Source organism: Halorubrum tropicale (genome assembly GCF_001280455.1).
GTDB lineage: Archaea > Halobacteriota > Halobacteria > Halobacteriales > Haloferacaceae > Halorubrum > Halorubrum tropicale.
Map to the genome: position 1 here is coordinate 54,884 of NZ_LIST01000011.1, position 23,957 is coordinate 78,840.

General features: G+C 56.9%; 26 protein-coding genes and 2 pseudogenes. 12 read left to right on the plus strand and 16 right to left on the minus strand.

The genetic code is table 11. From position 1 onward, the window contains the following. Nucleotides 1-109: 109 nt before the first annotated feature. On the plus strand, nt 110-1,480 hold the full coding sequence (gene xseA, locus AMR74_RS16345) for an exodeoxyribonuclease VII large subunit (RefSeq protein ID WP_053773120.1): 1,371 nt from the start codon (nt 110-112) through the stop codon (nt 1,478-1,480). Nucleotides 1,481-1,792: 312 nt separating this feature from the next. Here the strand turns inward: xseA and AMR74_RS16350 are convergent, their stop codons facing one another. Further along, on the minus strand, nt 1,793-2,221 hold the full coding sequence (locus AMR74_RS16350) for a TRAM domain-containing protein (protein ID WP_053773121.1): 429 nt from the start codon (nt 2,219-2,221) through the stop codon (nt 1,793-1,795). 155 nt (nt 2,222-2,376) lie between these two features. Here AMR74_RS16350 and AMR74_RS18080 point away from each other — a divergent pair. Further along, nucleotides 2,377-2,610, plus strand: a pseudogene (locus tag AMR74_RS18080) (DUF7558 family protein); the annotation flags it as partial. A 120-nt stretch (nt 2,611-2,730) separates the two neighbouring features. Here the strand turns inward: AMR74_RS18080 and AMR74_RS19325 are convergent. Next, nucleotides 2,731-2,868, minus strand: coding sequence for a hypothetical protein (locus AMR74_RS19325; RefSeq protein WP_004043292.1), 138 nt, complete (start codon nt 2,866-2,868; stop codon nt 2,731-2,733). Between the two features lie 2 nt (nt 2,869-2,870). Next, nucleotides 2,871-3,422, minus strand: a complete 552-nt coding sequence (locus AMR74_RS16355) for a type II toxin-antitoxin system death-on-curing family toxin (protein WP_053773122.1) — start codon at nt 3,420-3,422, stop codon at nt 2,871-2,873. Between the two features lie 232 nt (nt 3,423-3,654). Between AMR74_RS16355 and AMR74_RS16360 the strand changes: the two genes are divergently transcribed. From AMR74_RS16360 to AMR74_RS16375, 5 genes are all read left to right on the plus strand, one after another. After that, entirely contained in the window at nt 3,655-4,434 is a 780-nt protein-coding gene (locus AMR74_RS16360) for a transcriptional regulator TbsP domain-containing protein (protein WP_053773123.1), read from the plus strand. Nucleotides 4,435-4,603: 169 nt separating this feature from the next. Beyond that, nucleotides 4,604-4,885, plus strand: a complete 282-nt coding sequence (locus tag AMR74_RS16365) for a helix-turn-helix transcriptional regulator (protein ID WP_053773124.1) — start codon at nt 4,604-4,606, stop codon at nt 4,883-4,885. A 156-nt stretch (nt 4,886-5,041) separates the two neighbouring features. After that, a complete protein-coding gene (locus tag AMR74_RS16370; protein WP_053773125.1) occupies nt 5,042-5,344 on the plus strand; it encodes an AbrB/MazE/SpoVT family DNA-binding domain-containing protein in 303 nt (100 codons plus the stop codon). Nucleotides 5,345-5,519: 175 nt separating this feature from the next. Then, nucleotides 5,520-5,795, plus strand: a complete 276-nt coding sequence (locus AMR74_RS18085) for a hypothetical protein (protein WP_077152446.1) — start codon at nt 5,520-5,522, stop codon at nt 5,793-5,795. Further along, on the plus strand, nt 5,792-6,178 hold the full coding sequence (locus AMR74_RS16375; protein WP_053773126.1) for a PIN domain-containing protein: 387 nt from the start codon (nt 5,792-5,794) through the stop codon (nt 6,176-6,178). The genes AMR74_RS18085 and AMR74_RS16375 overlap by 4 nt, the downstream gene beginning before the upstream one ends. Before the next feature lie 159 nt (nt 6,179-6,337). On the opposite strand, the pseudogene AMR74_RS18090 reads toward AMR74_RS16375, so the two are convergent. The 5 genes and pseudogenes from AMR74_RS18090 to AMR74_RS16390 all read right to left on the minus strand — a co-directional run. Next, nucleotides 6,338-6,445: pseudogene (locus tag AMR74_RS18090) on the minus strand (7-cyano-7-deazaguanine synthase QueC); the annotation flags it as partial. Between the two features lie 122 nt (nt 6,446-6,567). Next, nucleotides 6,568-6,816, minus strand: a complete 249-nt coding sequence (locus tag AMR74_RS16380; RefSeq protein WP_053773127.1) for a type II toxin-antitoxin system HicA family toxin — start codon at nt 6,814-6,816, stop codon at nt 6,568-6,570. Further along, on the minus strand, nt 6,817-7,077 hold the full coding sequence (locus tag AMR74_RS16385; protein WP_053773128.1) for a type II toxin-antitoxin system HicB family antitoxin: 261 nt from the start codon (nt 7,075-7,077) through the stop codon (nt 6,817-6,819). 254 nt (nt 7,078-7,331) lie between these two features. Next, nucleotides 7,332-7,499 carry a hypothetical protein gene (locus AMR74_RS18100; protein WP_199241418.1) on the minus strand — a complete coding sequence of 56 codons (168 nt, stop codon included), beginning with the start codon at nt 7,497-7,499 and terminating at the stop codon, nt 7,332-7,334. After that, nucleotides 7,496-7,882, minus strand: a complete 387-nt coding sequence (locus AMR74_RS16390; protein ID WP_053773129.1) for a DUF7718 family protein — start codon at nt 7,880-7,882, stop codon at nt 7,496-7,498. Before AMR74_RS16390 ends, AMR74_RS18100 begins: the two co-directional genes overlap by 4 nt. A gap of 278 nt (nt 7,883-8,160) precedes the next feature. Between AMR74_RS16390 and AMR74_RS16395 the strand changes: the two genes are divergently transcribed. Further along, nucleotides 8,161-8,688 (plus strand): DUF7342 family protein, encoded by a 528-nt coding sequence (locus AMR74_RS16395; protein WP_053773130.1) that lies wholly within the window; start codon nt 8,161-8,163, stop codon nt 8,686-8,688. 1 nt (nt 8,689) lies between these two features. Continuing rightward, nucleotides 8,690-9,130 (plus strand): hypothetical protein, encoded by a 441-nt coding sequence (locus tag AMR74_RS20015; protein WP_077152448.1) that lies wholly within the window; start codon nt 8,690-8,692, stop codon nt 9,128-9,130. A 43-nt stretch (nt 9,131-9,173) separates the two neighbouring features. On the opposite strand, the gene queC is transcribed toward AMR74_RS20015, so the two are convergent. From queC to AMR74_RS16410, 3 genes are all read right to left on the minus strand, one after another. Continuing rightward, on the minus strand, nt 9,174-9,863 hold the full coding sequence (queC, locus tag AMR74_RS16400) for a 7-cyano-7-deazaguanine synthase QueC (protein WP_053773131.1): 690 nt from the start codon (nt 9,861-9,863) through the stop codon (nt 9,174-9,176). 94 nt (nt 9,864-9,957) lie between these two features. Further along, nucleotides 9,958-10,734, minus strand: a complete 777-nt coding sequence (locus AMR74_RS16405) for a 7-carboxy-7-deazaguanine synthase QueE (protein ID WP_053773132.1) — start codon at nt 10,732-10,734, stop codon at nt 9,958-9,960. Next, the gene (locus AMR74_RS16410) at nt 10,734-11,195 is read right to left on the minus strand and encodes a 6-pyruvoyl trahydropterin synthase family protein (RefSeq protein ID WP_053773133.1); all 462 of its coding nucleotides are present in this window, start codon (nt 11,193-11,195) and stop codon (nt 10,734-10,736) included. Before AMR74_RS16410 ends, AMR74_RS16405 begins: the two co-directional genes overlap by 1 nt. 196 nt (nt 11,196-11,391) lie before the next feature. Between AMR74_RS16410 and AMR74_RS16415 the strand changes: the two genes are divergently transcribed. Then, complete coding sequence (locus AMR74_RS16415; protein ID WP_053773134.1) at nt 11,392-12,639, plus strand: hypothetical protein; 1,248 nt, start codon at nt 11,392-11,394, stop codon at nt 12,637-12,639. A gap of 86 nt (nt 12,640-12,725) precedes the next feature. On the opposite strand, the gene AMR74_RS16420 is transcribed toward AMR74_RS16415, so the two are convergent. The 3 genes from AMR74_RS16420 to AMR74_RS16430 all read right to left on the minus strand — a co-directional run bounded on the left by AMR74_RS16420 (nt 12,726) and on the right by AMR74_RS16430 (nt 17,841). Next, entirely contained in the window at nt 12,726-15,236 is a 2,511-nt protein-coding gene (locus AMR74_RS16420) for a DEAD/DEAH box helicase (protein ID WP_240471233.1), read from the minus strand. Between the two features lie 35 nt (nt 15,237-15,271). After that, nucleotides 15,272-16,900: a ribonuclease H-like domain-containing protein gene (locus AMR74_RS18110; protein ID WP_082356918.1), complete on the minus strand. Its 1,629-nt coding sequence runs from the start codon at nt 16,898-16,900 to the stop codon at nt 15,272-15,274. Nucleotides 16,901-16,971: 71 nt separating this feature from the next. Next, complete coding sequence (locus tag AMR74_RS16430; RefSeq protein WP_053773137.1) at nt 16,972-17,841, minus strand: DNA adenine methylase; 870 nt, start codon at nt 17,839-17,841, stop codon at nt 16,972-16,974. A 202-nt stretch (nt 17,842-18,043) separates the two neighbouring features. Here AMR74_RS16430 and AMR74_RS16435 point away from each other — a divergent pair, with 202 nt between their 5' ends. Continuing rightward, the gene (locus AMR74_RS16435; RefSeq protein WP_053773138.1) at nt 18,044-21,220 is read left to right on the plus strand and encodes an AAA family ATPase; all 3,177 of its coding nucleotides are present in this window, start codon (nt 18,044-18,046) and stop codon (nt 21,218-21,220) included. Next, on the plus strand, nt 21,217-22,578 hold the full coding sequence (locus AMR74_RS16440) for a hypothetical protein (RefSeq protein WP_053773139.1): 1,362 nt from the start codon (nt 21,217-21,219) through the stop codon (nt 22,576-22,578). The genes AMR74_RS16435 and AMR74_RS16440 overlap by 4 nt, the downstream gene beginning before the upstream one ends. A gap of 215 nt (nt 22,579-22,793) precedes the next feature. On the opposite strand, the gene AMR74_RS18855 is transcribed toward AMR74_RS16440, so the two are convergent. Next, a complete protein-coding gene (locus AMR74_RS18855) occupies nt 22,794-23,105 on the minus strand; it encodes a hypothetical protein (RefSeq protein WP_137704829.1) in 312 nt (103 codons plus the stop codon). A 481-nt stretch (nt 23,106-23,586) separates the two neighbouring features. Further along, the coding region (locus tag AMR74_RS18115; RefSeq protein ID WP_139043050.1) for a transposase at nt 23,587-23,957 on the minus strand (371 nt) is incomplete at its 5' end.

Genomic DNA, 23,957 nt, shown 5'->3' on the forward strand with positions numbered 1-23,957 from the left:
AGACGGTGGAGTGCAAAGTGTAGTGTCGGATTCATCCTGCGGCTGAAGCCGCAGGTATTCTCCTCGATTCTGTATAAACTAAACCACCTGCTGTCATAGGCGTGAGCGAATGGCCGTTGACGATGAAATTGGTAGTGGGCACGCGGAAGCCAATGAAACGGCGTGGTCAGTAGCCCGGCTCAACGACGAGATCGCGGCAACCCTCGAGTCCGCTTCGGATCGATTTCCTACGTATGTCGTCGGCGAAGTATCGGATGCGACAGCGAAGGGGTATGGAACGTTCTTCACGCTACGTGACGTCGACGGCGACGAAACAATCCAGTGTATCATCTGGTCATCGTACCGTGATCGGATTGAGGAGGATATCACAGAGGGCGAGGAGGTGATCGTCCGTGCGAACGTCGATTTCTACACAGACGGCGGCCGGACCCAGCTCAACGTCAAAAACTACTGGCCGGTCGGCGACTCTGAACGGTCTCAGGAATTAGAAGCATTACGTGCTGAAATGGCCGATGAGGGCCTCTTCGCGGACGATCGCAAACAGCCGGTGCCGTCGTTTCCGTCGAATATCGGAATTGTCACCTCACTCACGGGATCGGCACGGGAAGATTTCCGGGAGGCGGCCTGGGGACGCGCACCAGGAGTAACGCTCACATTCTTCGGCGCAACGGTTCAGGGCACCAACGCGGTGCCGTCGCTTGTCGGCGCAATTCGGCAAGCCGACCAAGATCCGGACATCGATAGTATCGTCGTCACCCGTGGTGGCGGCGCAGACGACACGCTGTGGTGTTTCAACGAAGAGCCCGTCGTCCGGGCCATTGCGGACTGTCAGACGCCCACAATCGTCGCGATCGGCCATGAGGACGATGAGACACTGGTCGAACGGGTCGCAGACAAAGCGGCGATTACGCCGACTCAGGCAGGAGTCGTGGCGACGCCTGATATGCGTGCTGTCCGTGACCAGGTAGTCGCACTCGAACGCCGACTAGAAACTGGGTACGAGGCGATTGTCACCGACCGCTTGGACGCTACCGACCGTCGAATCGACAACGCGATCGTCAGTATCGAACGAGCAGCAGACAATCGACGAGCGCAGATTCAGCGCGCCGCTGATCTCGAACAGCGGGTCGACGCCGTCTACGCGACACTCACGTCAGCTCGGCTCGACGAGCTCGATTCACGGATCGAGAACGCCCTCCAAGAGGTGGAACACGCCGCAGAGACGGAGGCTGTGACGGCCAACGCAGCTCGCGGTCGTGTCGCCGGCCTCGAAGCACGGATCGACCAAGCGTACGAGACGCACGTCCAGCGAGAGATTGAGGCCCTCGAACGCAGGATCGAACGGGGGTATCAAGACATCAAGACGAGCACAGACATCCAAGCGGCACAGCAGCAAGCCCAGAAGCTACGGATAGCCGTGTTCATCCTTATCGCCCTCCTGTTGCTTGGTATCGCGTTGTGGGCTGCCGGCGTGCTGTGACAGAAGCCGGATATTCAATACCGCCCCGGCCAACCATCGGATATTAACAAGGATGATGTCGACATCGCAGAGCGGATCGAGCGACTCGAGGAGATCGCAGAAACGCTTGAGGACGGAGCAGTCGATCTGCCGACAGCGAAGGAGCTCCGGGAGGAGGCTGACACACATCTCGAAGAGCTCCGTGAAGCGTTGGACGTCGGGGACGGTGACATCATTGAGATTGATGGCGCCGAGGCCGAGATCGAATCTTAAACAGCATCAAGCAAATCACGTCTGAGCGATCAATACCAACCAACTTAGTGTCAAGCTGAATTATTGGGTCTGGCGAAGGTTTCGATCAACGACCGTGGCGAACGCAACGTTATCCTGTACTTGCTCGATCTCGACAGTGACCGTTTCACCGAGATCTGTATCCGGAACGATCACTACGTAGCCACGATCCACCTTCGCGATGCCATCCCCCCGATCGCCAATACTCTCGATGTCGACCTCTCGGGTCTCACCCTCAGAAACTGGCGGTCCAGTTGACTCATCAGGTTCCGTCTGCGGTTCTAGGCTCGATGCGGCATCATCTTTTATGGTTGTTGACGACGCTGGCGGTAGTAGCGCTACACGGACAGACTCCTCGACTTCGAGCGATCCTATCTCGATTTCTCGGGCTGGTACCAACAGATAGTACTCTCCGTCCTGTACCTCGACAGTCGCGGAATACACTGTCTGAAGCTCCTCAGATATCTCCATGATGATATATCCTATCTTAGGTTCTTCAACTTGAGATTACGGGTCTCTCCGTACGAGTGGCTGCGTCAAATTTATTGTTTAACCAACACCGGGTCGATATTGTCGAAAATGTTGGTTAACACCGAAGGCTAAATCACAACCGAACCACGGCGGGTGATGCCCCTACCGGTACCGAGACTGGGGAGGCCAACACCTGGGGGCAAGATGAGCGGGTCACCCCCCCGATCTGTGTCGACTGTGCGATTCAGACGGAGCCGGATCCCGACGAGCGCGATCACGCCGCCTGTGACGGCTGTAGGCTGGTCGTCGACACGCTCGCAGCACTGACCCGGTTCCGGGTCGAACTGGGGCACTTGGAAGGCCCGTTACTCCATATGCGTGGCCGATGTCCCAGTGCGAACGGGAAAACCGGTGCGTCAATCTCGCTTTCGCTCCGGATTGGAACGGTCTCGCTCTGCGAGAAACCACGGTACCGTTGCAGTACTACGGAGAACAGCCTGGAGAGAGTCCTACTCGGTCGCGAGTTCGTCGTAGATCTCCTCGTGCTCGTCGAGGTCTTGGCGTCCGAGGAACCGAATGAGATACTGCCGTGCCTCTTCGGGGGACAGCTCATCGGGAATCTCGGGCTGCTCACTTTCAGCGGCCATCCTTATTCATCACTATGGCGGTCATCGTCATAATCGTTCGGTTCGTGTTGTTCATTATCGCCTGTATCGAGCTTGGGATCTCTGGATAGCTGATCTGTGCCTTCGATGCGTGACAGCCACAGGTTGATGATTGCCTCGTACTCCGGAGCGAGCGGCTCTGTGTGTGCTCTGAGATACTCGATCACGTCATCCCCATCGACAGCGCCCTCATCGGTCGCGAGCGTCTTCAGGGTCTCTTTGATCTCTCGATCGTAATCGAAGCGGTGGCCATTCAGCGCGTAGAAAATCCGGGCCGACATAAGCGCCGTTCGCTTATTGCCATCGACGAACGGATGATTCGCCGCGATGAGTCGCAGCAGCTGGAATGCCTTCTCGTGGGGCGATTCGGGAACCTGGCCGAAATGGCCTTCCTGGATATGTTCGACGGTGTATTCGATATCACCTGGTGAAGAGATACCCGCTGTCGTGTCCGCATTTGACTCCACGATCAACTCGTGAATGTCACGGATATCAGCAGCCGACAAATAGCTGATCGACTCCGATTCTTCGCCCATTATCGATACCCTCTGTGAGGACGCTTATCTAACCTCTGCTTTCGCCGGTGCCCTTCGATTTATGGAGAATCGAGGATTCTACTACCCCATATCGAGGACCACTACTGCGACCACCAATCTGCTTCCTATGAGCGTACTCGAAACGGATAGTCAGCTCTATTCCGTAACTGACAAACTAGTCTAATCTTCAAATATCGCATCTGTTAAGTCCATATCGATAAAATTACAGAACATGACTAAAGAATACATTTTCACTCAGATGATTCCCGAACGAGACGAGCCAGCATTGTATATCAATCCTCGCTCTGAACAAATCGCGGCCTTCGCAGAGGAAGCAGTAACAGTTGAAGACCAGCCCAAGGTCCGACTGCTCGCAGACTCAGATGAAATCAAAGACGCCCTCTACAGCTTCCTCACGGCCTCAAAGATCGCCGAACTCATCCACCGAGAGCAACTCAGCCTCCGAACACTCACGGGGCCAGTTCAGAATACTATCTTCACAACCGAATCTGAGACTGTAGTCCCTGTGATGGACACGCACAGTATTTCGAGTTCAGATCCCGAGCTGGTCTCATCAGTCTACGGTGAGTTCGACTCCAGATTCGAAGCCGCAGAGCAGTATCACCTCCGGACACCTGCCCTCTCAGTCGTGAAACAGACGCTCCGGGAGGAGATTGGCGACGATATCGCAGCCGACCTCGACGAAGTCCTCGCACACGCTGAAGAAATTTCCAACAGCAGCGAATACCTCAGTATCGTCGAGATTATGCTCATCCTCGCAGCCCGCAACGAGGTCCTCCTCTACGACATCTCGAAGTGGGGAGAAGATACGGGTATCGCTTCGAAAGCAACCTTCTCACGGGCCAAATCAGCACTCGAAGATGCTGGCCTCATCGAGACTGAAAAAGTCCCACTAGACATCGGTCGCCCCCGACTTCGCCTTATCGCAACTGACGAGCTCGCGACAGCAGATCTGAAAACACTCTCCACCGAGATCCGGTCTCCGCTGTAGCATCCGCCCCACGACAGCCACTGACGATCGAGACGGGTATACGGTACTTCTTCGACTCAAGTATGAGATGAAGCAGTCAAAAGCACTGCGTAGAGGGTGTGAAATATATTTTATAACACGCAGTTACCAGATCAATAGTATTTCAAAACTCGAATACGAAAATTGCGACATGTACGATCTGACTGGCTTTCAGCGCGATCTGCTGTACGTAGTTGCCGGACTTGATGACCCCCACGGACTCGCGATCAAAGACGAGCTCGAGGACTACTACGAAAAGGAAATCCATCATGGGCGGCTCTATCCCAACCTCGACACGCTCGTTGAGAAGGGACTCATCGAGAAGAGCCAGCGCGACCGACGGACCAACGAGTACACCACTACTCGTCGGGGCACCAGAGAGATTGAAGCGCGGGCCGAATGGGAAGCCGGGTATATTGACCACGACGGGTGATCGAACCGCTGCGTTCGAGGACTGTTTGATTCTAGCATTCCGCGTCCCTCAAAAGCCGAACCACACTTCGAACTCGACCAAACACCCAACAGAGGAGCAACAACTGTTTGTCAATAAGAAGAAAATTTGATCATGATCGAGATCTAATTATGAACTATGAGCAAGACAGAACGGTCAAATAACTCTGAAAAAGAGATTGTCGCCGTCACTAAGCACGGCCAGGCGACTATCCCAAAACGGTTCCGCGAAAAGCTCGGGATCGAAGCGCCTGGGAAGGTGTTGTTCCGGGAAACCGAAGATGGAGAGGTGATCGTTGAACAAGTCCGCTCACCGAGCGAGATGCGCGGTTTTGCCGCCCGTAGCGAAGCGAGTACGGACAAGCCTGCGTCTGAGATCCTCACAGAGAAACGCGACCAGGACCGGAAGGAACGCGACTCGCAGTTCTCAACTGAGGAGTAAGAAGTGGTCATAGCGCCCCGTCTCGGTACGTCCAACCGACTGGATGGTTTCGTGGGCGGCCCAGGTTCCACGAAGGCGACCTCGTCGCCGAAGGATCGCCCGCTGATGATTGGTATGGGACAACCAACGAATATTTGGGATAAAATCTTTATTCATGCCACGCAAAAGTACATCTATGTCAGTGGAAACAGATTCGCACGGACGGCTGTATCTGTCCTCAGAACTGAGACAGAAGTATGGGAAGAAGTTCCACGTGGTCGAATATGAAGACCGTCTCGAACTAATCCCCATCGACGAGAACCCGCTTGAGGCTATTCGTGACGCTGCTGGCGACGCATTTGAACATAAGTCGACAGACGAACTCCGTGAGGGTGCGAGAGAACAGGCAAAAAAGGATGCTAAAGCGGGGTTTGCCCGAGGAAAACGGTCGGCTGAGGATAGCGACACATGACTACGTACGTTGAGACAGACTATCTTCTCGCCCTCGCTAAGGACTCTGACTGGCTAAAAGACCGAGCAGAAGAAGAATTGGAAGAATACGACGTTGTCACATCGACGTATTCGTATTTGGAGATTCTGCTCATCGAAGAGCGCCACGAGTTCGACTACATCAAGCTGTTCTCAAATATGCTTGAGGTTGTTCCCGTTGAGACCGATGAAGAACGCCAGATCGTGCTCAAGGCTGTGAACTATTTCGATGACGGAATGACCGCGTTCGATTCGTTCCATGCCGCTACTGCCGAAACTCGTGGCCATCCCATCTTAAATTCTGACAAAGCATACGAGAATGTCGATTCTGAGCGTCTTCCGTTGGAACCGACTGAGGAGAATTGACATCCTCTCCGCCCTGAAGGGCGAAGATTCCCGCGGCCCCGCACCGCTGGGTTGGGGTGTTTACGGTTTGTCGCTGTCCCGGTGACGGCTCCTGGCTGTGCCAATCAGCCGTTACCGGGAATCGAGGAGAAAGCCTCGCGCTTCAGCGCGGGGAGGATGTCAGGAGAACTCCGGCCGCTCAGCATACCCGATCGGATCGCGTGACCCAGCATTCCGGAACGCTTCGAGCCGGAACGCACACGCATCACACGTTCCGCACGCCGGCTCCGTGCCCCAATCTTAATTATCTGCTGAAACGCGCGGAAAACGCCAGACGGCAATAGGATATCTTTGGAAACGAGCCGAGTGTGCACGAATTAACGGCCGACGAGTCGGCGCCGAGCCGATCGTCACCGGTGCTCGTCGATCCACTCACACCACGCGTGGAAGTCGTCGGCTCCGCACTGGTCTGCGATCGACTGTAATGTTCCGGTCGGGATCTCGTCTTCTGATGCCATCGGAACAGTCACGATCCGGACTTCGTCCGTATCCGGTGATTCATACCGCATTTTCAGGTGGCTACCGACACGACCGACACGCTTGTACCCGAAGTCTGGAACAGACGCAATCTCGCGCCCGGAGAAGTTCGCCCGGACCATTCACTGCATGAATTCGGGAAGCTCCTTGTCACCGGGTTCCGTCTCTTCGAGACCCCACTCTTCGAGATCCTCATCGGTGAGGGGTTCACCACCGCCTTCGTGAAGTTCGATCGCCTCCGCAAGCATCCGGAGCGCTTCCGCTTTCGTCTCGCCGAAGGAGGCGACACCGGTCTCGATATCTCTCGCAGTGATCGAGCCGTCATCCTCGTGAATGAGCTCGATGCCTTCCCCGTTGGATGCGTCGCGTGTCGCACTCGTCATACTCTTTCTTCGTGGACCGCTCGAATAAGCCCGGAACGTACCGTGTTCTGGAAAGCGAACGGGTCAGTGGTGGATTCAAATCGGGTGTTCACTTGGTTTTCAAGTTCACCGAGCCCGTTGGGGCTGTTTTAGATACATTGAGCGAAGACGAGCGACTCCAAGAAATTCCTGCGAAAGAACTTGGGGAGGTCGTGAAGAGACGGTTGCGAGATTAGTCGTACGGTCCCTACAGCCAGTTCGTACTCTTTCTCAACCTACTCGTCGGCAGCGCGGTCCTCAAGGGGATCGGGCATGGGGAGGTCCTCAACGTCGGCATCGATCTCCTCCGCAGAGAGGTCCGACCCTTCAGCGAGGAATTCACTCACGCGATCGCCGAGGTCCCCGATGGCGTCCTTGAACGCCTCAAGCTCGGCATCACTCATGGACTCCTCCTGCCAGTCGGATCCTGATTCAGATCGTGCCATTTCTCGAATCTCCGGAGCAGCGTGTCGGCGTGCTGCTCGATGTACGCGATACAGTAGCGCGGCGCTCGTGTTAAATTCACGGGTGGGAAATCGTCTTTGACGCGGGCCTTCTCACCGAATTTGTAGACATCCATGTGAAGTCCCTCCTCGGTGATATCGTGCCCCATCGGGTTCTCTGGATCGTGGTCGAACCGGACGACTTCATGCCAACCGTCGTCGACGCGCCGCTCCAATTGGACGACAAACCGCTTGGGGACCCCCGCCTCCTTCACGATCTCAACACGGAGTCGGGCGTGGGGATACTCGACCCAGTCACGATACTCGACGCTGTTGTCACCCATCGGCTGTCTGTATTCCTCACTAGTTTCGAGCTATATGTCGCCGCCGATCGACGGTCCCGATCTGCCAAATTGGTTGACAACCTGCCTTTTGCGCTCAACAACTCTGTTCACTCGGCTGAGCAACATCTTGGTCAATTCTCTACCGGCCACCGCGAGGAGGGGTCGAGAGCTGGAGCACACGCGAGCGCACTATCGACTGGATGAAACGCACCGTACACCAGCTCGCAGATATATGCTTGATACAAAGATATATTGAGACTCGTTCCGTAGAGGCGTCCATGAGCGAGTTCGACCCGGCTCCTGACTCAGCGGTAGAGACGCCACGCTGGCAGGACAGAACGGATACATTCAGCCGTGTCTACGATGTCGTTCTCGGTCTCACGTCACCGACGACGTACACGAATGTCGCAGATCTCGCAGACTGCTCTCCAAACGCAGCAAAAAAGCACCTCGATCGCCTCGCAGAGATGGGTATTGCCCGCGCCGATACTGACAGCCGCCCGGCCAGGTATCAGCGACACGACGGATATCTCGAGTGGCAAGAGGCGAGTCGGATCGCTACGGACCTCTCTGTCGATGCGATTCTTGACCGCGTCGAAGCGCTCGAACAACGACGGACAGAGTACGAAGACGAATTCGGCACCACCGACCCAGCAACCGTTGCAGTGTTCGACGCTGAGGACCATGAGACGATCCACGACCGCATGACCGCAGTAAGCGACTGGCAAGGTGTCATTCGAGATATTCGACTCTACGAACTCGCTCGCCAACTCTCACAGAACGACGGGCATCTGATCCCCGCCTGAGATGAGTCCGCCTCCGGAGGATTCAGCGGCTGGCTCTACGGGTCCACCCGATCGACAAACGTTACGCCTGCTCGAACAACAGTTGACGACGGACCCACTTGTTGCTGACACCCAGTTCGACCCTGATGCGTACGAACCGCGATTGCTCACTACAACCCTAGACACTGAACAGTATCCCGACGCGGTGGCTACCGCCAGAGTCGATATCCGGTGGTTCACGACTGGTGATTTTTCCATTCACTACGTCGAGACTCGGGGAGATAACACCCACTGGGAGTGCCGCTGGGATCGGCATCCAAATACACACAACACTCGACTCCATTTCCACGAACCGCCAGCCGGAACGGACATCTCAGATCTCGACCTTCCTTCGAATCATCCACTCGATGTGTACTCAACGGTGTTCGAAGCAATCGAGCAACGTATTGAGTCGCTCTGGTGAGTGGTCTTTCCAACCGAACTGACCACCACCAACTAGCAATGAATTACGAGAACTCCGGCCGCTCAGCGTACGTAATCGGGTCGCGTGACCCAGCGTTCCGGAACGCTTCTAACCGGAACGCACAGGCATCACACGTTCCGCACGCCGGCTCCTCGTCCCGGTAACACGACCACGTCATCTCATACGGCACGCCAAGCTCCAACCCGCGCTCCGCGATCTCCGTTTTCGACCACTCGACGAACGGTGCTTGCAACTCGATGTCCGTCTCCGGTTTCGTCCCGACGTCGATCACATTCTGAAACGCATCGAAGAACGCCGGGCGACAGTCAGGATACCCGGAGAAATCTTCCGAATGCGCGCCGATAAACAGCGCTTCTGAATCTGTTGCTTCTGCGTACGACGTCGCCATCGACAACAGATTCGCGTTTCGGAAGGGAACATACGACATCGGGATCTCGTCACTCTCCATGTCGGCGTCAGCCACGTCCATCTCTTCGTCCATCAAACTCGATGTACCGATCTGCGAGAGGTGCCCCGTTTCGATATGGAGGAAGTCGGCCGCGTCGACCTCCTCAGCAAGCGCTTTCGCACACTCGTACTCCTTGTCTTCGGTGCGCTGCCCGTACGACGTGTGGAGGAAGTACGGCTCGTACCCCTGCTCGATCGCCTCGTAGACAGCCGTCGCACTATCCATCCCGCCGGACACCAGAATCACCGCGCTTTTGTTGCTCATGTCTGCCCAGTTGTATTGAATCGATTGTCACTCTGTTCACCACACCGCACTCGCGGTACCACACGATGTCGACCAGACTGTCCCTGAACGACGTTCATGTCCCCGGTGCGTCGTTCCACAGATCGACGTGGAGTCGCGGCGTGTACCGGTACCCGTACTCCATCGCTAACTCGGCGACCTCGCTTCGCGTCCCGTTGAGTTGCTCGCGCGTCATGCCCTCCGGCATCAACAGGACGTCATCATCGGCGACGGTCGTCGCCGTCGCTTCTCGCACTCGGTCAACCAGGTCTGTGATCTCTGGGAGGTCCGACACGTCGGTCACGACGAACTTGAGTTGGGTCTCGTACGCATCGACCATCTGGGACAACGCATCCATATCGATCCGATTCTGTTCGTGTTTCTGTTCCCACTCTCCCTCCCCCTTCGGGTCACGCTCCGGTGTCGGCGTGCTGTTCGCCAGCTTCGGGCTGATACTCGCCAGATCGATCGGCGCGTCCCGATGGATCGTCCCGTTCGTCTCCACCGTCGTGTGATACCCCTCTGCGTCGAGTCGCTTGAGGAGTTCGACTGACTCCTCGTGGATGAGTGGCTCCCCACCTGTGAGCACGACGTGGTCAGCCTGTTCGTGGGACTGCACCTTCTCGATGATCGAATCGACGTCGCGCCACGCCCCGGTCGGCTCCCACGACGTATGGTACGAATCACAGAACCAACACCGGAGGTTACACCCAGACGTCCGCACGAAGACGGAGGGGACGCCTGCGAGCGTTCCCTCTCCCTGTAACGAGTAGAACACCTCGTTGATCGGGAGGCCCTCACCAGTCGCGTCAGCGTCCGTTGCGGGTTCCTCGATATCGTGTGCGACCGGCATCAGTACGACGCACAGAGTTCGCCGGTTTCGCTCACCGACACCGACACGTCCGAGACAGTGTCCGGGAACGCATCGAGCATGCGTTGTTCGAGGAGGACACTCATCACCTCCGCCGTCGGCGGGTGCTCCAAGACGACGAGGGCGTCGCCGTCGCCCGACGCTTCGAACGCGTCGACAAGTGGGTCGCCCTCCTCAACGAGGAACCGGTGGTCCCACGCGTCGATGACGTCCGTGATGTCGCCTTTGTCGACGACCCAGCCTTCTTCGGTGAGTTCCCCGGTCACTTCGACGGTAATCTCGTAGTTGTGGCCATGTGGCCGCGAGCACTTCCCGTCGTGGTGAAGGATGCGGTGGCCCGAGCTGATTCGGATGGGGTTGCCGGCTCCGATTTGGAGTGTTCGTTGGCCGGCCTCAGCGAGATCGATCGGCTTAGAGTCATCTCTCGATATGCTCTGGGACATACTTGAAGAATACTTGTGTGAGGGATAAGCGTTGAGATTTGGTCATCCTGCCGATGCCTCAGGCTGTACGATCGACGGAAGCCATCAAAGAGTGTCAACGGTAAATCTAGAACTCATGGCAAATAGATACACTACTCCTCTGATTCTGGTTCTCTGAACCCCCCAATTATGTTCCCCACGAGTGATAGCCAGTGTAATGGCAGCCTCGCTCGCTGAACCTACGGTGCTTGCTGCTGCGAAAGATACGCTGTATCCTGATATTGAGACGAGCCCCGATCAGTACGCGGTCACAGAAACGCAGTTCACGCAATCCACGTGGGGCGGGTGGACTATTCCGCAGGCGCTACGAGAGCGGCTTGCGCCGTACAACACGATTCGACTCGCTGCTGGGGAACCAGATCTTCTCGGCGTTGGGATGCCGGCCACTGAGGTGCTCAACGGTGATGCGGCCACGACACCAGTCACAGTGATCGAGGCGAAAGGCCACAACTCGGACCCGGCCGCTGCGGACGTCGCTCGCGGTATCACCCAAGCGCACAACCATCTCCCTGAAGTCAACCTTGGCTACGTCGCTGCGCCGGCGCCCAGTATCACCGACACAGCACGTGCCCAGGCGCGGAATCTCAACGTCGGTGTCATCGCCGTCGACGATTCGGATTCGGCACGTGTCGTCGAGCCCGCCCGTGTCACGGGGGCCGGTGAGTTCTCCACGACGATCGACGCGGTGCGACTCCAAGCAACCACGCACCGACTCACCGACGGGAGTTTCCCAGTAAATCACCCGAAAAACTACCTCGGATACGCGCTTGCGCTTGCTGCCGACGGTGACACCGAGACCGTGTACGCCGACAACGTCATCAACGCTATTTCTGGAGGGCGGCGCGGCGCGATTCTGTTGAACCTCGTCAACGACCAGCCCAACGGCGACTCGCTCACGCACCTCGGCGCAGAAGTCGTGCGCTTCGCCCACGACCAACACGGCAGTATTACAGCGGCGCTCGCCGAGTTCGACACGTGGACAGGCAGATCAACGAGGTTCACCGAGCTCGCCCCACGATGGGCACAGCTCGCACGCTCCGTCGCCATCCAATACGAGCCGACTCGACTCATCATCACCGCGCTCGAACGGCTTCATCAGAACGGGACACGGGACGCGACGCTCGCCGACGTCGCACTCGAAGCCACACGCATCAACCAACCACTCGCCGTCGAAGTGTTCTTCACACAGAATCGACGCGACGACGTCCTCACCGCAGACGGCGACATCAATGAAGCCGTGCTGACTGATCCGACAGTGTACAAGTCTGGCATTCACTTCCAATTCAAATACCAGCTCTACCACGTCGGAATCCTCACCACCGGCGGCACCGACGACAAGAAGACCGTGTTGAGCAACACATGGCGGTTAGAGCAAGCAGTTGGTAGCGCATCCGGACCACGGTGACCCAGGAGAGAGTTTCAACGGAGAACTGTACGCACTCACCGGCTTAGGTCCGTCTGTGAATGGATTGTTCCGCGTCGAATACCTCGCTACCTCTCTGACTGTGTATCGAACGCTGCCAACAAGTCATCAAGAATCATCGTCCCAGTCGCAGTATCGAGTGGGTCGTTGTTGTTCCCACAGTCTTCGCTCATGACACAGAGCGGGCAGCCCCGGCGACGGCCACACTCACAGTCAGCAATGTGTTCGCGTGTCCGATCCGCTAGTGTCTCGATGTGCTCGTATATCGCTTTTGAGAAGCCGATCCCACCGTCGATTCCGTCATGAACAAACCATGTTGGTCCTGGGATCGTCTCGTGTGGGTGCGACGGCGTTGAGAGTCCGCCAATATCGTGGTTATCGATCATCAGCTCCAGCGGCGCGAGTTGGATTATCCCGTGTTCAGCGGCGTGGAGCCCGCCGGCGTACGTGTACCGCGCTTGCTCCATCGGGACTCGCGGATCATCGCCCGCCCGTTCTGTTGGCTCTAAGAGCGGCTCGTCAAGCGAGTTGATCGTCGCCTGTAGATGGTCTTCGGGCAGCGAGACCCACAGGAGTTCGGTCTGTAAATCAAGCGGCGGTGTCTCGGTCGGAAGCGGCCCCTCAATTAGCTCACCCGTCTGATAGTCACGGACCATGTAGTTCCCGTAGGTGATCCGCACCGTCCCTGTCCCGAAGTAGATCTCATAGTCACCTGCCAGCGACGTGTGGTCTTTGACTTCGAGATCCTGAACCTGCTTGGTTGACAGCGTCTGCGTGTAGTGCGTGGTAGCTACCTCTTCGACGTGAATTCGCGGGTGGGGCTGGCTGTGGTCCACCTCTGTCACTTCGTACTGTTGGCCCGCATGGAGGAACAACGCCCCCTCATGGTAGTCACGGTAAGCTCGTTCCGTAGCGACCGGGTCGTGCTCAATCTCGCCGTTGGTACAGACCACCTCGTAATCGATGCCCGTCGTCCCGTACAGCGAGATCCGGCTCTGCGGGCGTCGGTCGCCGGCGTAGGTGACACCGCCAGCGTCGAGATTCCCCGCTTGTTCGAGCAGCCCGGCGTCTTGCCACATGGCTGTCATCTCTCGGAACCGGTCCTCGCCACCGAGATACGGCGCATCCTCAGCCGTCAACGGACGTTCGGCGGCTGCCGCGAGCAGGTGGTCTGCGAAGACGCGGTCGTTGTCGATAGAGACCACTGCGTCCTCCACGGTGTCGTCATCGAATAGATACCCTGGATTATCGAGAATATAGGCATCCATCGCGTCTGTCCCCCCAACAAGCACTGAGAGCGCGTCACTCGTCCCGCGGCCCGCCCGCCCGATCTGCTGCCAGAAGGACTGTTTGGTCCCCGGATACGAGTCCGTCACCGTTGCGTCCACCGACCCGATGTCAATCCCTAACTCCAACGCGTTCGTCGAGATGACCGCATCGAGGTCAGCGCTTTTTAACTGGTTTTCGACAGCTCGGCGCTTCCGCTTCCCAAGGCCCGCGTGGTAAGGTTCAACGTCGATGTACCCATCACGCGGGTGGCCACGGACGGCCTGTACCGTTTGTTTTGCACCGATCTCGGTCCCTTGACGGGCTGTCGTGAACTGTAGCGTCTGAATCCCGTTAACCGCCAAGTGCGCCGTCACAGAGGACGCTTCACGCGCACTGGACCGACGCGCCTGTTCGAACCCCTCCATGAGGTCGCCGCTGCCATCATCATACCCTTCGAGCGCCTCGTCATCGAGCGGCGGCTCCCACAACACGATATCACGATTCCCACGCGGCGACCCATCCTCGCTGACGACGCTGAACTCGGCTCCAGTCAATGTGGAGGCGTGAGCAGCCGGATTACCGATCGTCGCAGTCGTGATCACGAACTGCGGGTCCGCACCGTAGTGGGCGAGTACGCGCCGAAGCCGGCGCAAGATCCACGCAACGTGAGTCCCCATGACACCGCCGTACTCGTGGCCCTCGTCAATCACCACGAGCTCAAGATTACTGTAGAAGCGATGCCAGCCGCGATCCTTGTTGTGGCGCGGTAAGTAGACGTTCAACCCGGCTGGGTTCGTGAGGATAACGTTCGCATTCTCACGAACAGTCCGTTTCCGCTCATCTTTGGTGTCACCATCATACGTCCCGATGTGAGTATCAAGATCCAACTCACCGCGCAACCGATCGTTCAGCGCTTGTTCTTGGTCGTTTGTGAGCGCTTTCGTCGGGAACAGACAGAGTGCGGTCGCATCATCGTTAGCGAGGTGATTCCGTGCGATCTGAAGCTGGTAGATCAGCGTCTTTCCCGATGAGGTCGACGTCGTAACAACCACGTTCTCATCGGCCGCAAGCAGATCCAGTGCCTCGGCCTGATGTGAGTACAGATCATGGCCGAGCGGTGACGCAAGCCGATCCTGAAGTACGTCCTCGGGAGCGACAGTCTCAGCAGACTGCGCGTCGAGCCGCTCACTATGCCGGATCTGTTCACGCCAGTCCGGGAACGACTCTTTCAGCTCCGACTCAGAGAGTACCTCGCGGTGACGAGCAGTCCCTCCATCGGGCCGCAGCATCCGCGTGTCGGTTGAACTCACGTGTTCGGATCGAGGTGAATGGTTATCAGTCATGGTCAGGAGAAATCGGCGAGCGAGCCTTGTGAGCTGTTTTCACCGGTCGGCGTCTTCGTTTCCGAGTCCCGTCGCGCAGCTGCTTCGAGATGCTCGTAAATCGTCGCGAGCGCTCGCACGTCGTCTTCGCAGTACCGTTCCAACCGGTCCCAGTCGGGTTCAACAACGGTTCCGGCATGCGTGTCTCCGGCAACTTGGCTTCGATACGCTGTGTACAGCTTGGCAACGGTCTCACCGTCAATCCCATTCGTCGACGGCTCCCAGCCAAGCGCGTCAGCGACATGCTCCAGCTTGTTCGTTCGCCCAGGAAGCGCTGCGTTGCCGCCATTTTTGCTTGTAGCCCACCACAACGCATCGAACTGATAACGATCGGTCCAAGCCTCCACGAGATCTGGGTGGTGCTGCTGGAGTTGTTCGGTGATGACCGGAAAGTCGAATCGGTACCCGTTCCATGCGACAACCGGCCGGCCCGACGCAGCACCGGTGAGCCACGTCATAAACGCCTCCAAGTGTGACCCGTCACCGACCGCCTGTTCCCGGAAACTCATGTAGTGCCCATCCTCAGGGCCGCCGTCGAGAACTCCGATCAGCCACGCCGTCGATGGATTCAGCCCGTCCGTCTCAATGTCGATGAACACCGGATCCTGATTCGGTAACGAATCATCACCCGTCGGGAGGACGGTATTCGTGGACTGTGCCTCAGCAGCGGTCTGGATCGTGCTCGCAGACGTTCGCCCCAACCCAGATAATTCGGTGAGTTGCCGGAGCGGAGTGTCAGCGAGCGCCTCAACGGTAGTGATGCCAGCATCACGCAGCGTCTCAAACCGTGTCGGACCGATCTCCGGAACACCGCGCAAGCCGAATTTCTGCGGATCAATCTCGGACACGTCGATCGCTCCGTTCGAGTAGAGCGCAACGAGCGTTGCCTGTGTCGTATCCGCCGTCGTACCAACACCGAGATCGGCGTTCGACATCCCGACACCAACAAACTGCGCGTCACCATCGTCTCCGTGACTCCGTGTCGTCGTGAACCCAGCCCGTAGCGCCGTCGAAAGATGAACTGTACGCGGCGTCCACCACTGATCCGGAACCCGGCCACGATAGGTACGGAGCCCTTCAAGCGTTGCTGACCGGGCATACGGATCCACAGATAACGAAACAGACTGGTCAATCAGACAGATCTGAGAAGCCGTCGCTACATCAGCCGGATCTTCTCCCACTGAAGACATCCCGACTCTGCTCGCAATCCGCTCTGGGTCGAGCGGCTCCTCACCCATCGGCAACGCTATGACAACACACCGATCCTCGTCTGTAACCGCCACGTCCGGCCGCATCCCGGTGCCAACTTCAAGAATATCGAAATCGAACCCCCGATTGAGAGCCGGGCCAACGATGCTCGCCTGCGGCTCCGTCGCAACAAGCACATCAGGATCCAAGCTATCGACTACCGCGGTGATGGTATCGCGGTGAGAACTGCTCACAGCGGCCCCAGAAAGCGCAAGGATTCGAGTCGGCGACTCATCCGGAGGCGGCAACGCCGGCAGTTGCGGCCCCGTCCCCCCACCGTCAGTACTCAACGGTGGTGGACGGGTGGAGTCGGAGTGCCGAGTAGAATCCGGCTCGTCTGTCATCTCAACTGATACGTTGACCCGGGAGCATATTAATCTTCGAAGAGCGGCGTGAAAGTGATTAGAAGGGGTCGTCACTCAGTGAAATCTGCGAGCGTCTTCCGCCGCCGGTTCTCAGGTTGGACGTTCGTTATCAGGATTTCAGCAACCTCGCCACGATTACTTGCGTCGCTGTTAATCGCTCGCGTCGCATCGACGTACGTCACTGAGAACGCGTCATGCTCCTCATACAACTCTGTGACCGGTGGTGAATTCGAAATGAGAACTGAGACGTTCTGTTCTGTGAGCTCAACAGCCGCGTCTCGCAACCGACGCTGATGGTCTCGATCAAACCCATCGGCGTGATACGAATTGAAATCCGCTGTTTTCGACACCGGCTCGTACGGCGGGTCAAAATACACGAGATCGCCGTCCGTCGCCTCCTCAACCACGTATTCAAAATCGGTGTTGAACACTCGGGTACCCTGTAATGAGCGGGAGGCCTTCCGAATCCGTTGTTCCTGTACCCAGTCCGGATTCGTGTACCGGCCGAACGAGACGTTGAATTCCCCGTCGCTGTTCTCTCGATATAACCCGTTGAAACACGTCCGATTTAGATACAACAGCAGACTCGCTTCCCGAACACGGTTCTCATGTTTCAGGGTAGAGTCCGAGAGGAACTCGTTGAACTCCGAGCGTGCCTCGTAGAAATACTCCTCCGAGTGCTCGTGCGTCTTATTCTCCTCAATAAGCCTATCCGGGTGATCGCGGACAACCTCGTAGAACGTTGTTAACCGCTCGTTGAGATCGTTAATCGTTCCCGCATCAGGATCCAGGTGAAAGAACACGGCTCCACCGCCCACGAACGGCTCATGATACGCCTCATACGACGTCGGGAAGAGCCCCGTGATTTCAGAGAGAAGCTGGCGTTTCCCACCCGCCCACTTCAAAATCGGTTCAACCATTCACACCCACGTTTCGATGGTGAATAAAAAAACCTGCCTCGTATTCAGCAGTAACCTGCTATCGCTTTGACCCGGTATGTAGAGACACGAATTGCCACAGGGCACTCTATGATCAGGTTTACTGGTTCGCCCCGGATGCCTGCCAGCGATCGTGGCGGCGTTCAGTAATTAGAGTTACATCACTCCCGTGTACAGTGCGGGTATGGACGACGATCGCCGCATGAGCACGGACCGATTCTACGGCGGTGTCGATAACCGCATCTCAATCCTCCAAGAATTTCTCGCGTTCGTCGGTGATGAACACCCGTCTCGCAAAGCGCTCTACGAGTGGTTCGACCACAATACAGGCGGTGGAGGTGAGCCGTTTGTCGATCGGAACATGGGGTTCTTCGAGTCGTTACACCTCGTGCGGTTCGAAGGGGAGACGTGCCGCCTAGGGGTGTACGGTGAACGATACAATCTAACCCATGACCCGTTCGTGGTGCTTCAGGCGCTTCGCAGCGGGATCAAAGGCTTCGATACGATTCTCACCGCACTCGCTGACTCGCCTCAAACAGATGAGGAAATACAGGACCTGATCGTCGCCGAATTCGATGCTGCGTCCACAGGCACAGCAATTAAACGGCACCGAGAATGGCTTCAAGCGCTCGGGTACCTCACCCATGAGGGAGACACGAACTCACTGACGAAGGCTGGGCGAGATGCTGTTGAAACGCTCAATTTGCTCAGCGATCGTATCGTAATCCCGCCAGCAACTGGAGACGCAACGACCGACTGGATCGATGTCCTGAGACAGCACTGCGACAAACACGGAATACGTATCGAAGACAGCACACTCGAAGGATTCCAAGTAGAGATTCCGGGCGACCAGCCAACCCACATCCGTGTTCATCACCCATTCATAGACGATTCACACACAGGCACACACACCGATCCGGAGTTCCTACAAATCAGCGTTGACAGCGAACACAACGCATTAGAACGCGATGCGGCTGAGACGATCGTCGGGATCGTCCTCAACACAGACACCGCTGATTTGTACGACCCAGTCCTCGATGACTTCCTCTATTTCACAGAAGACCTCCTCAGCGAAGCTGCCTCTGCTTCCCAAAATATCGAGATTGGAGTCGCTGATGACGGGACCTACGACGACCCGTTCACCGGACGCTCCAACAATTGGCACGATCTCCTAGCGATCCTTACGCACGAAGAACGAACCCGCACCATCGAGCCAATCACAGAGCCGGCACCGTACTACTGGGTAAATCAAGGTGAACAAGAAATTGACGGCGAATACCTCCAAGCCCCGACCGACGACTTATTCCAGTACGACCTGCCGAAACTCACCGTCGGTGACATCGTCTTCAGCTACAACAACGGCGAAATCGTCGGGTATCACGAAGTCGTCGAACCAGCCCACATCATCACAACCGGTGACGGAGATGATGATGTCGATGAAGAGGAACACTATCGTGTTGAAACCGAATTCACGCGGTTTCCAGACCCACTCGCATTCGCCGACGTGTTCAAAACACTGTGGGAGCACCGCCTCGACCAGTACTATCCCGTGAACGCTGGCGGGATCAATCAGCAATACTTCTACAACCTCAGCGAGGCAGCTGGCGAGTACCTCCTCAAACAGGGAACACAGCAACCAGCAGACGATACTGAGACTGACGACGAGGAGGAACCCGATATCGGCCATCCCGTTCTCACACATCTCGACGAGCAGAGCGACACCACTGTCTACAAGCTCACCGCGCCACCCGACTACTGGCTGACCGCCATCGAATACCGCGGCATCCCCGTAGAAGAGACACACGCCGACCACTGGCGCGACGCCTCACCCGGTGACATAGCCATCTTCCACGCTCAGCAAACACCGTCAAACACCGAGCTGGAAACCCAAGACGGAGTCGTGTTCGGCGTCGGGATCTTCGGCCACCCGTACCAGAAAACCGAGTACTGGCTACACGACGAACACGAAACAGACCAACTCATAGAGCGTGTCATCGGGCTTGACCGGGTGTTCATCACGAGCGACATCAACCAACTCGATTTCACAACTAGCACGCGAGCGAAAAGCCACGCGGAACTCAACGACGAACTCACCGCGTTAACGCAGAACGGACTCACCATTGACCGCGTTCAAGAACTCTGTCGAGAGGCAAGCGGCACAGAGTTCCCGACACAGAACACGTTTGTCACGTTCCGCAGCGAAGACGGCACGCAAGACCGCTCCCGTCCACGCGCCATCATCACCGCGCTCGCACCTGACCTCACAGAACTGTCACCAGTCAATTACGAGAAAGCGTTTACCGGGACGCTCCCGGCCGATGAGCTCCTTGACGGGTTGTACTTCCCGGGTGACCTTGGTGAGACGATTATCGAGCAAATCGAAGCCGCACTCCTCGCCGGCGACCACGTCATCCTGACCGGCCCGCCCGGCACCGGGAAAACCGAGATCGTAGAACGCGTCGCCACGCACCTCGCCGACGCGTACCCGCACCTGTACTCAGGATCGGAACTCACTACGGCAACAGCTGATTGGTCCACGTTCGACACCGTCGGCGGGTACATGCCGACCGAAACCAGCGGCGACAACTCGGACGGTGACCTCGCATTCACGCCCGGCATTATCCTCAATCGGCTCAAAGATACGCAAACCGACGTTCAATCGAATGAGCCCGTGATCATCGACGAATTGAATCGGGCTGATATCGACAAGGCGTTCGGCCAACTGTTCACGCTGTTTTCTGGCCAATCCGTTCAGCTCCCCTTCACCCGGAATGACCGTGAGATTGAGCTCCTCACGACTGATCACCTCGACGGCTTGCCTGCTGAACACCAATACGTGGTCCCCGATTCGTGGCGGATCTTCGCCACGATGAACACGTATGACAAAACGTCGCTGTACGAAATGAGCTATGCGTTCATGCGTCGCTTTGCGTTCATCCGCGTACCTGCTCCCGAGTTCTCTACTGGGGACGACGACACCGCGCGGGACGAGCTGACGAGCGAGATGGATGCGTACATTGGGGCTTGGGACGGGCTCGACCCGAGCGATGAGGAACGCGACGCGATCGGGCAAGTGTGGAAGCAGACGAACCAGGCTGTTGAGGACCGGTCGATCGGCCCAGCGATCGTCCGCGATATGCTCGCGTACGTCACGAACCGCCACACCGGCACAGGAGACGACCTCTCTGAACGTGTCACCGAGGCCGTTATCAGCTATATCTTCCCGCAGCTTGAGGGCGTCCCTGAACGCAAGCAAATTATCACGCACATCGCAACGGTGGACGCGACTGACTCTGACGTGCTTCGAACCGCTGCGAGTGACATGCTCCAAGTCACGATCGACACTGAGAGTGATTCATGAACCGCGAGGAGCTAATCGACGGGCTCACCCAAGACATCCTCGCGTACGTCATGAGTGGCGGGTTCCCCAAACAGGAACTCGCCACCTCGATCAAGCCCGAGGCACTCGACCAACGGTTTGAAGATTACGAGCTCCTGCTCGACCTACACTTCATCCTCAAGCCCGATGTCGTCGAGTTCGTCGAGCAGCTCTCACAACGGCTGCGGAACGTCCGCACCGAAACGAAAACCGTTGCCCGCACGCAACGCGGTGGGATTGATGGGCATATCAACTGGGGCGCAACGGTCAAAGCCCGGTACTCAACCAACCCGAACGACCGCTCGTTATTCGTCACCGAAAACCGCTCCGAGGACTACGATATCCCCGAAAACATCGTCCTAAAACGCCTTCTCTCAATCATTTACACAACGCTGCGTGACGCCGACGAGTACCTGAAAGGCAACTACGACTGGGTCACCGACCGGTGGCAAGCCAACACCGACCTCATCGATGAAGTTCAGCGGACCGTCGAACGCAACGTCCACGTCCGCCGCATCCGCGACCCAGACACGTACGAACCAACCGAACGCATGCTCACCACCGCCGCCAACTCCCGACAAGAAATCTACCGCGACGCCGCCACGCTTCTCCGCGCCCGTCAAGACTTGTTCGACGGCAACCCCGACGCGCTACGTACACTGTTGAGTCAAACCGCCATCACCCCAGACGACCAAGCCCGACTCTTCGAACTCTACGTCCTCTTCCGATTCATCACCACGCTCGAAGATATACAAGACACACGGCCTGTCTTTCAAACAATCAAAAGCGGACGGCAAGAAGTCGCTAAGATCGACGGTGAGCAAGAAATCGTGTTGTATCACGACACGTCCGCCAGCGACCGCGGCCTCTCCTTCCGCACAGAAGCCACTCCGGACGACCGTGAACCAACTCGTGCTGAGCGCGTCCAACAAACCGCACGCGACGTCGCCAGCACGTACTTCGAGAAGAACTTCCAGAACCACACCGGTCGTCCCGATGTCATTGTTCTCGAAGTCAAATCCGACGACCCGATCACGTACGAGTACCTCATCGCCGAAGTGAAGCACAGCACCCGCGAAGAAACAATCCGAACTGGGATCAAAGAGACACTCGAATACCTCGCCTTCCTCCGCATCAACGAAGACTACGTATTCGAGCGAGACACGAGTGACGAGGAGGACATCTTCGGCACCGGGTGGAACGGCCTCCTCGTCGTACAGGACCTCGACCAAGAGACACCGTCTGTAGACGCACAAGAAGACGAGCCGATAACCATTATTCAGGCAGGAGAACTTGATGAGGAGCTCCCAACGATACTCCGATCGGTTCTCAATCAATAACTCGAAGACTGTAACAGCAGTCTAGCCATTTACCTCGTCGCTGTCTGCCAATTTTGAGGCAGCTGTCGGTAGCTATTTCGCCACAGATATTGACAGTGATGGCATATGAATCGGCTGGGAGATTATGATTACACTTTCTTGGCTTGTTGAAATCCTCAGAAGTTGATATTTTCTCGGCCTCGATCACTCAGTACAGCACGAGGTGTGACTGCTCGTTAGCGGGAACTGTACCTGTGTATCTCTTGTGCCAATTTCTCTAAGAAAACGCCCTCATTTGCGAGGTCATTCCCCCAATTCATGACCGAGAATCTTGGTTTCGATGACACGGTCACGACGGTGCTACCACCCTCGGTGGACACCTGTATTTCAATTTCATCGCCGAAAGACTTCCAAGAAAGCGGTGTGAGCGCCTTCAGAGTCAATTTATCACTGTCAACATCGGCTGTCTTCCATCCAGCGTATCCGACCACTTCCCTACAAGCGTCAAACACCACGTCGGTATCTTGGGCGAATTCTTTTGTTCGCATACGTTATTCTTGAGACAAATTGAAAAGAATGTTGGGCACAACGGTGGCGCCATAGCCCCTGCTCGGGCTACCATCGGTAGCGACCGAGCTTTTCGGTAAAGAATATATTTGAATAATAGGATTTCAACAGAGCCGAGGCCGCATATCTCACTACGGTCTAAACTGCTCTGTTGAATACCGGTGTTGACCGAGGTGGTCAAAATTTGAGTTGGCTTGTTAGCGGTTGACGCTAGTGATCTCAAGATCGGTATCGTCTCACCATGGCTCAAAGATCGCTATTCACCTATGGAAACGCTGCTACCCGGGCAAACCACGTCTAGCGACAAAATGATTACGCCGTCTGGGGATCTGCTGTTTTCACAGCCGGTAGGCGGTCAGAACGTGTCTGCGGTGCGGTCGCTGTCTGGCGATAGCTGACGCTCACGGAGGGCCTCGGCCGGCCACTGAGGGCCGCCGGACCGGCGGCCCTCAGATCCCTCGTCTATGCGGTTACACCCGGTGGATCGTACGCTTCTCCCCGATCAAGCATGTGATAGATCGATACCAGCATCTTCCGAGCTGCTGCCACGATCGCTTTCTGTGAGTTTTTCCGGCTTGCTAACCGGTCGTAAAACCGACTCAGATACTCGTCGTTACTCGTATGAACTGCGGTGTTTGCTGCTTGGACGAGCAGCCATCGTACACGCCCTGATCCACGTTTCGAAATGCCCCCTTCGATCCGCGAGTCGCCTGACTCGCGGATCACCGGGTTCAATCCCACGTAACTGACAACCTCCTTGTCACCGTCAAACCGGTCGATCCCACCTAATTCCGCGTAGATCGTCAGCGCCGTGTAGTAGCTCACCCCAGGGA

Bases quoted from the DNA above. Each gene is read 5' to 3' on its own strand.
- AMR74_RS16395 (WP_053773130.1), top strand. From the start codon at position 8,161: ATGAGCGAGTTCGACCCGGCTCCTGACTCAGCGGTAGAGACGCCACGC.
- AMR74_RS16370 (WP_053773125.1), top strand. From the start codon at position 5,042: ATGAGCAAGACAGAACGGTCAAATAACTCTGAAAAAGAGATTGTCGCC.
- AMR74_RS16390 (WP_053773129.1), bottom strand. From the start codon at position 7,882: ATGGGTGACAACAGCGTCGAGTATCGTGACTGGGTCGAGTATCCCCAC.
- AMR74_RS16355 (WP_053773122.1), bottom strand. From the start codon at position 3,422: ATGGGCGAAGAATCGGAGTCGATCAGCTATTTGTCGGCTGCTGATATC.
- AMR74_RS16380 (WP_053773127.1), bottom strand. From the start codon at position 6,816: ATGGTCCGGGCGAACTTCTCCGGGCGCGAGATTGCGTCTGTTCCAGAC.
- AMR74_RS16365 (WP_053773124.1), top strand. From the start codon at position 4,604: ATGTACGATCTGACTGGCTTTCAGCGCGATCTGCTGTACGTAGTTGCC.
- AMR74_RS19325 (WP_004043292.1), bottom strand. From the start codon at position 2,868: ATGGCCGCTGAAAGTGAGCAGCCCGAGATTCCCGATGAGCTGTCCCCC.
- AMR74_RS16350 (WP_053773121.1), bottom strand. From the start codon at position 2,221: ATGGAGATATCTGAGGAGCTTCAGACAGTGTATTCCGCGACTGTCGAG.
- AMR74_RS16385 (WP_053773128.1), bottom strand. From the start codon at position 7,077: ATGACGAGTGCGACACGCGACGCATCCAACGGGGAAGGCATCGAGCTC.
- AMR74_RS16405 (WP_053773132.1), bottom strand. From the start codon at position 10,734: ATGCCGGTCGCACACGATATCGAGGAACCCGCAACGGACGCTGACGCG.
- AMR74_RS16430 (WP_053773137.1), bottom strand. From the start codon at position 17,841: ATGGTTGAACCGATTTTGAAGTGGGCGGGTGGGAAACGCCAGCTTCTC.
- AMR74_RS18100 (WP_199241418.1), bottom strand. From the start codon at position 7,499: ATGAGTGATGCCGAGCTTGAGGCGTTCAAGGACGCCATCGGGGACCTC.
- AMR74_RS16410 (WP_053773133.1), bottom strand. From the start codon at position 11,195: ATGTCCCAGAGCATATCGAGAGATGACTCTAAGCCGATCGATCTCGCT.
- AMR74_RS18110 (WP_082356918.1), bottom strand. From the start codon at position 16,900: ATGACAGACGAGCCGGATTCTACTCGGCACTCCGACTCCACCCGTCCA.
- AMR74_RS16435 (WP_053773138.1), top strand. From the start codon at position 18,044: ATGGACGACGATCGCCGCATGAGCACGGACCGATTCTACGGCGGTGTC.
- AMR74_RS16440 (WP_053773139.1), top strand. From the start codon at position 21,217: ATGAACCGCGAGGAGCTAATCGACGGGCTCACCCAAGACATCCTCGCG.
- xseA (WP_053773120.1), top strand. From the start codon at position 110: ATGGCCGTTGACGATGAAATTGGTAGTGGGCACGCGGAAGCCAATGAA.
- AMR74_RS16415 (WP_053773134.1), top strand. From the start codon at position 11,392: ATGGCAGCCTCGCTCGCTGAACCTACGGTGCTTGCTGCTGCGAAAGAT.
- AMR74_RS18085 (WP_077152446.1), top strand. From the start codon at position 5,520: ATGTCAGTGGAAACAGATTCGCACGGACGGCTGTATCTGTCCTCAGAA.
- AMR74_RS16375 (WP_053773126.1), top strand. From the start codon at position 5,792: ATGACTACGTACGTTGAGACAGACTATCTTCTCGCCCTCGCTAAGGAC.
- AMR74_RS20015 (WP_077152448.1), top strand. From the start codon at position 8,690: ATGAGTCCGCCTCCGGAGGATTCAGCGGCTGGCTCTACGGGTCCACCC.
- AMR74_RS18855 (WP_137704829.1), bottom strand. From the start codon at position 23,105: ATGCGAACAAAAGAATTCGCCCAAGATACCGACGTGGTGTTTGACGCT.
- queC (WP_053773131.1), bottom strand. From the start codon at position 9,863: ATGAGCAACAAAAGCGCGGTGATTCTGGTGTCCGGCGGGATGGATAGT.
- AMR74_RS16360 (WP_053773123.1), top strand. From the start codon at position 3,655: ATGACTAAAGAATACATTTTCACTCAGATGATTCCCGAACGAGACGAG.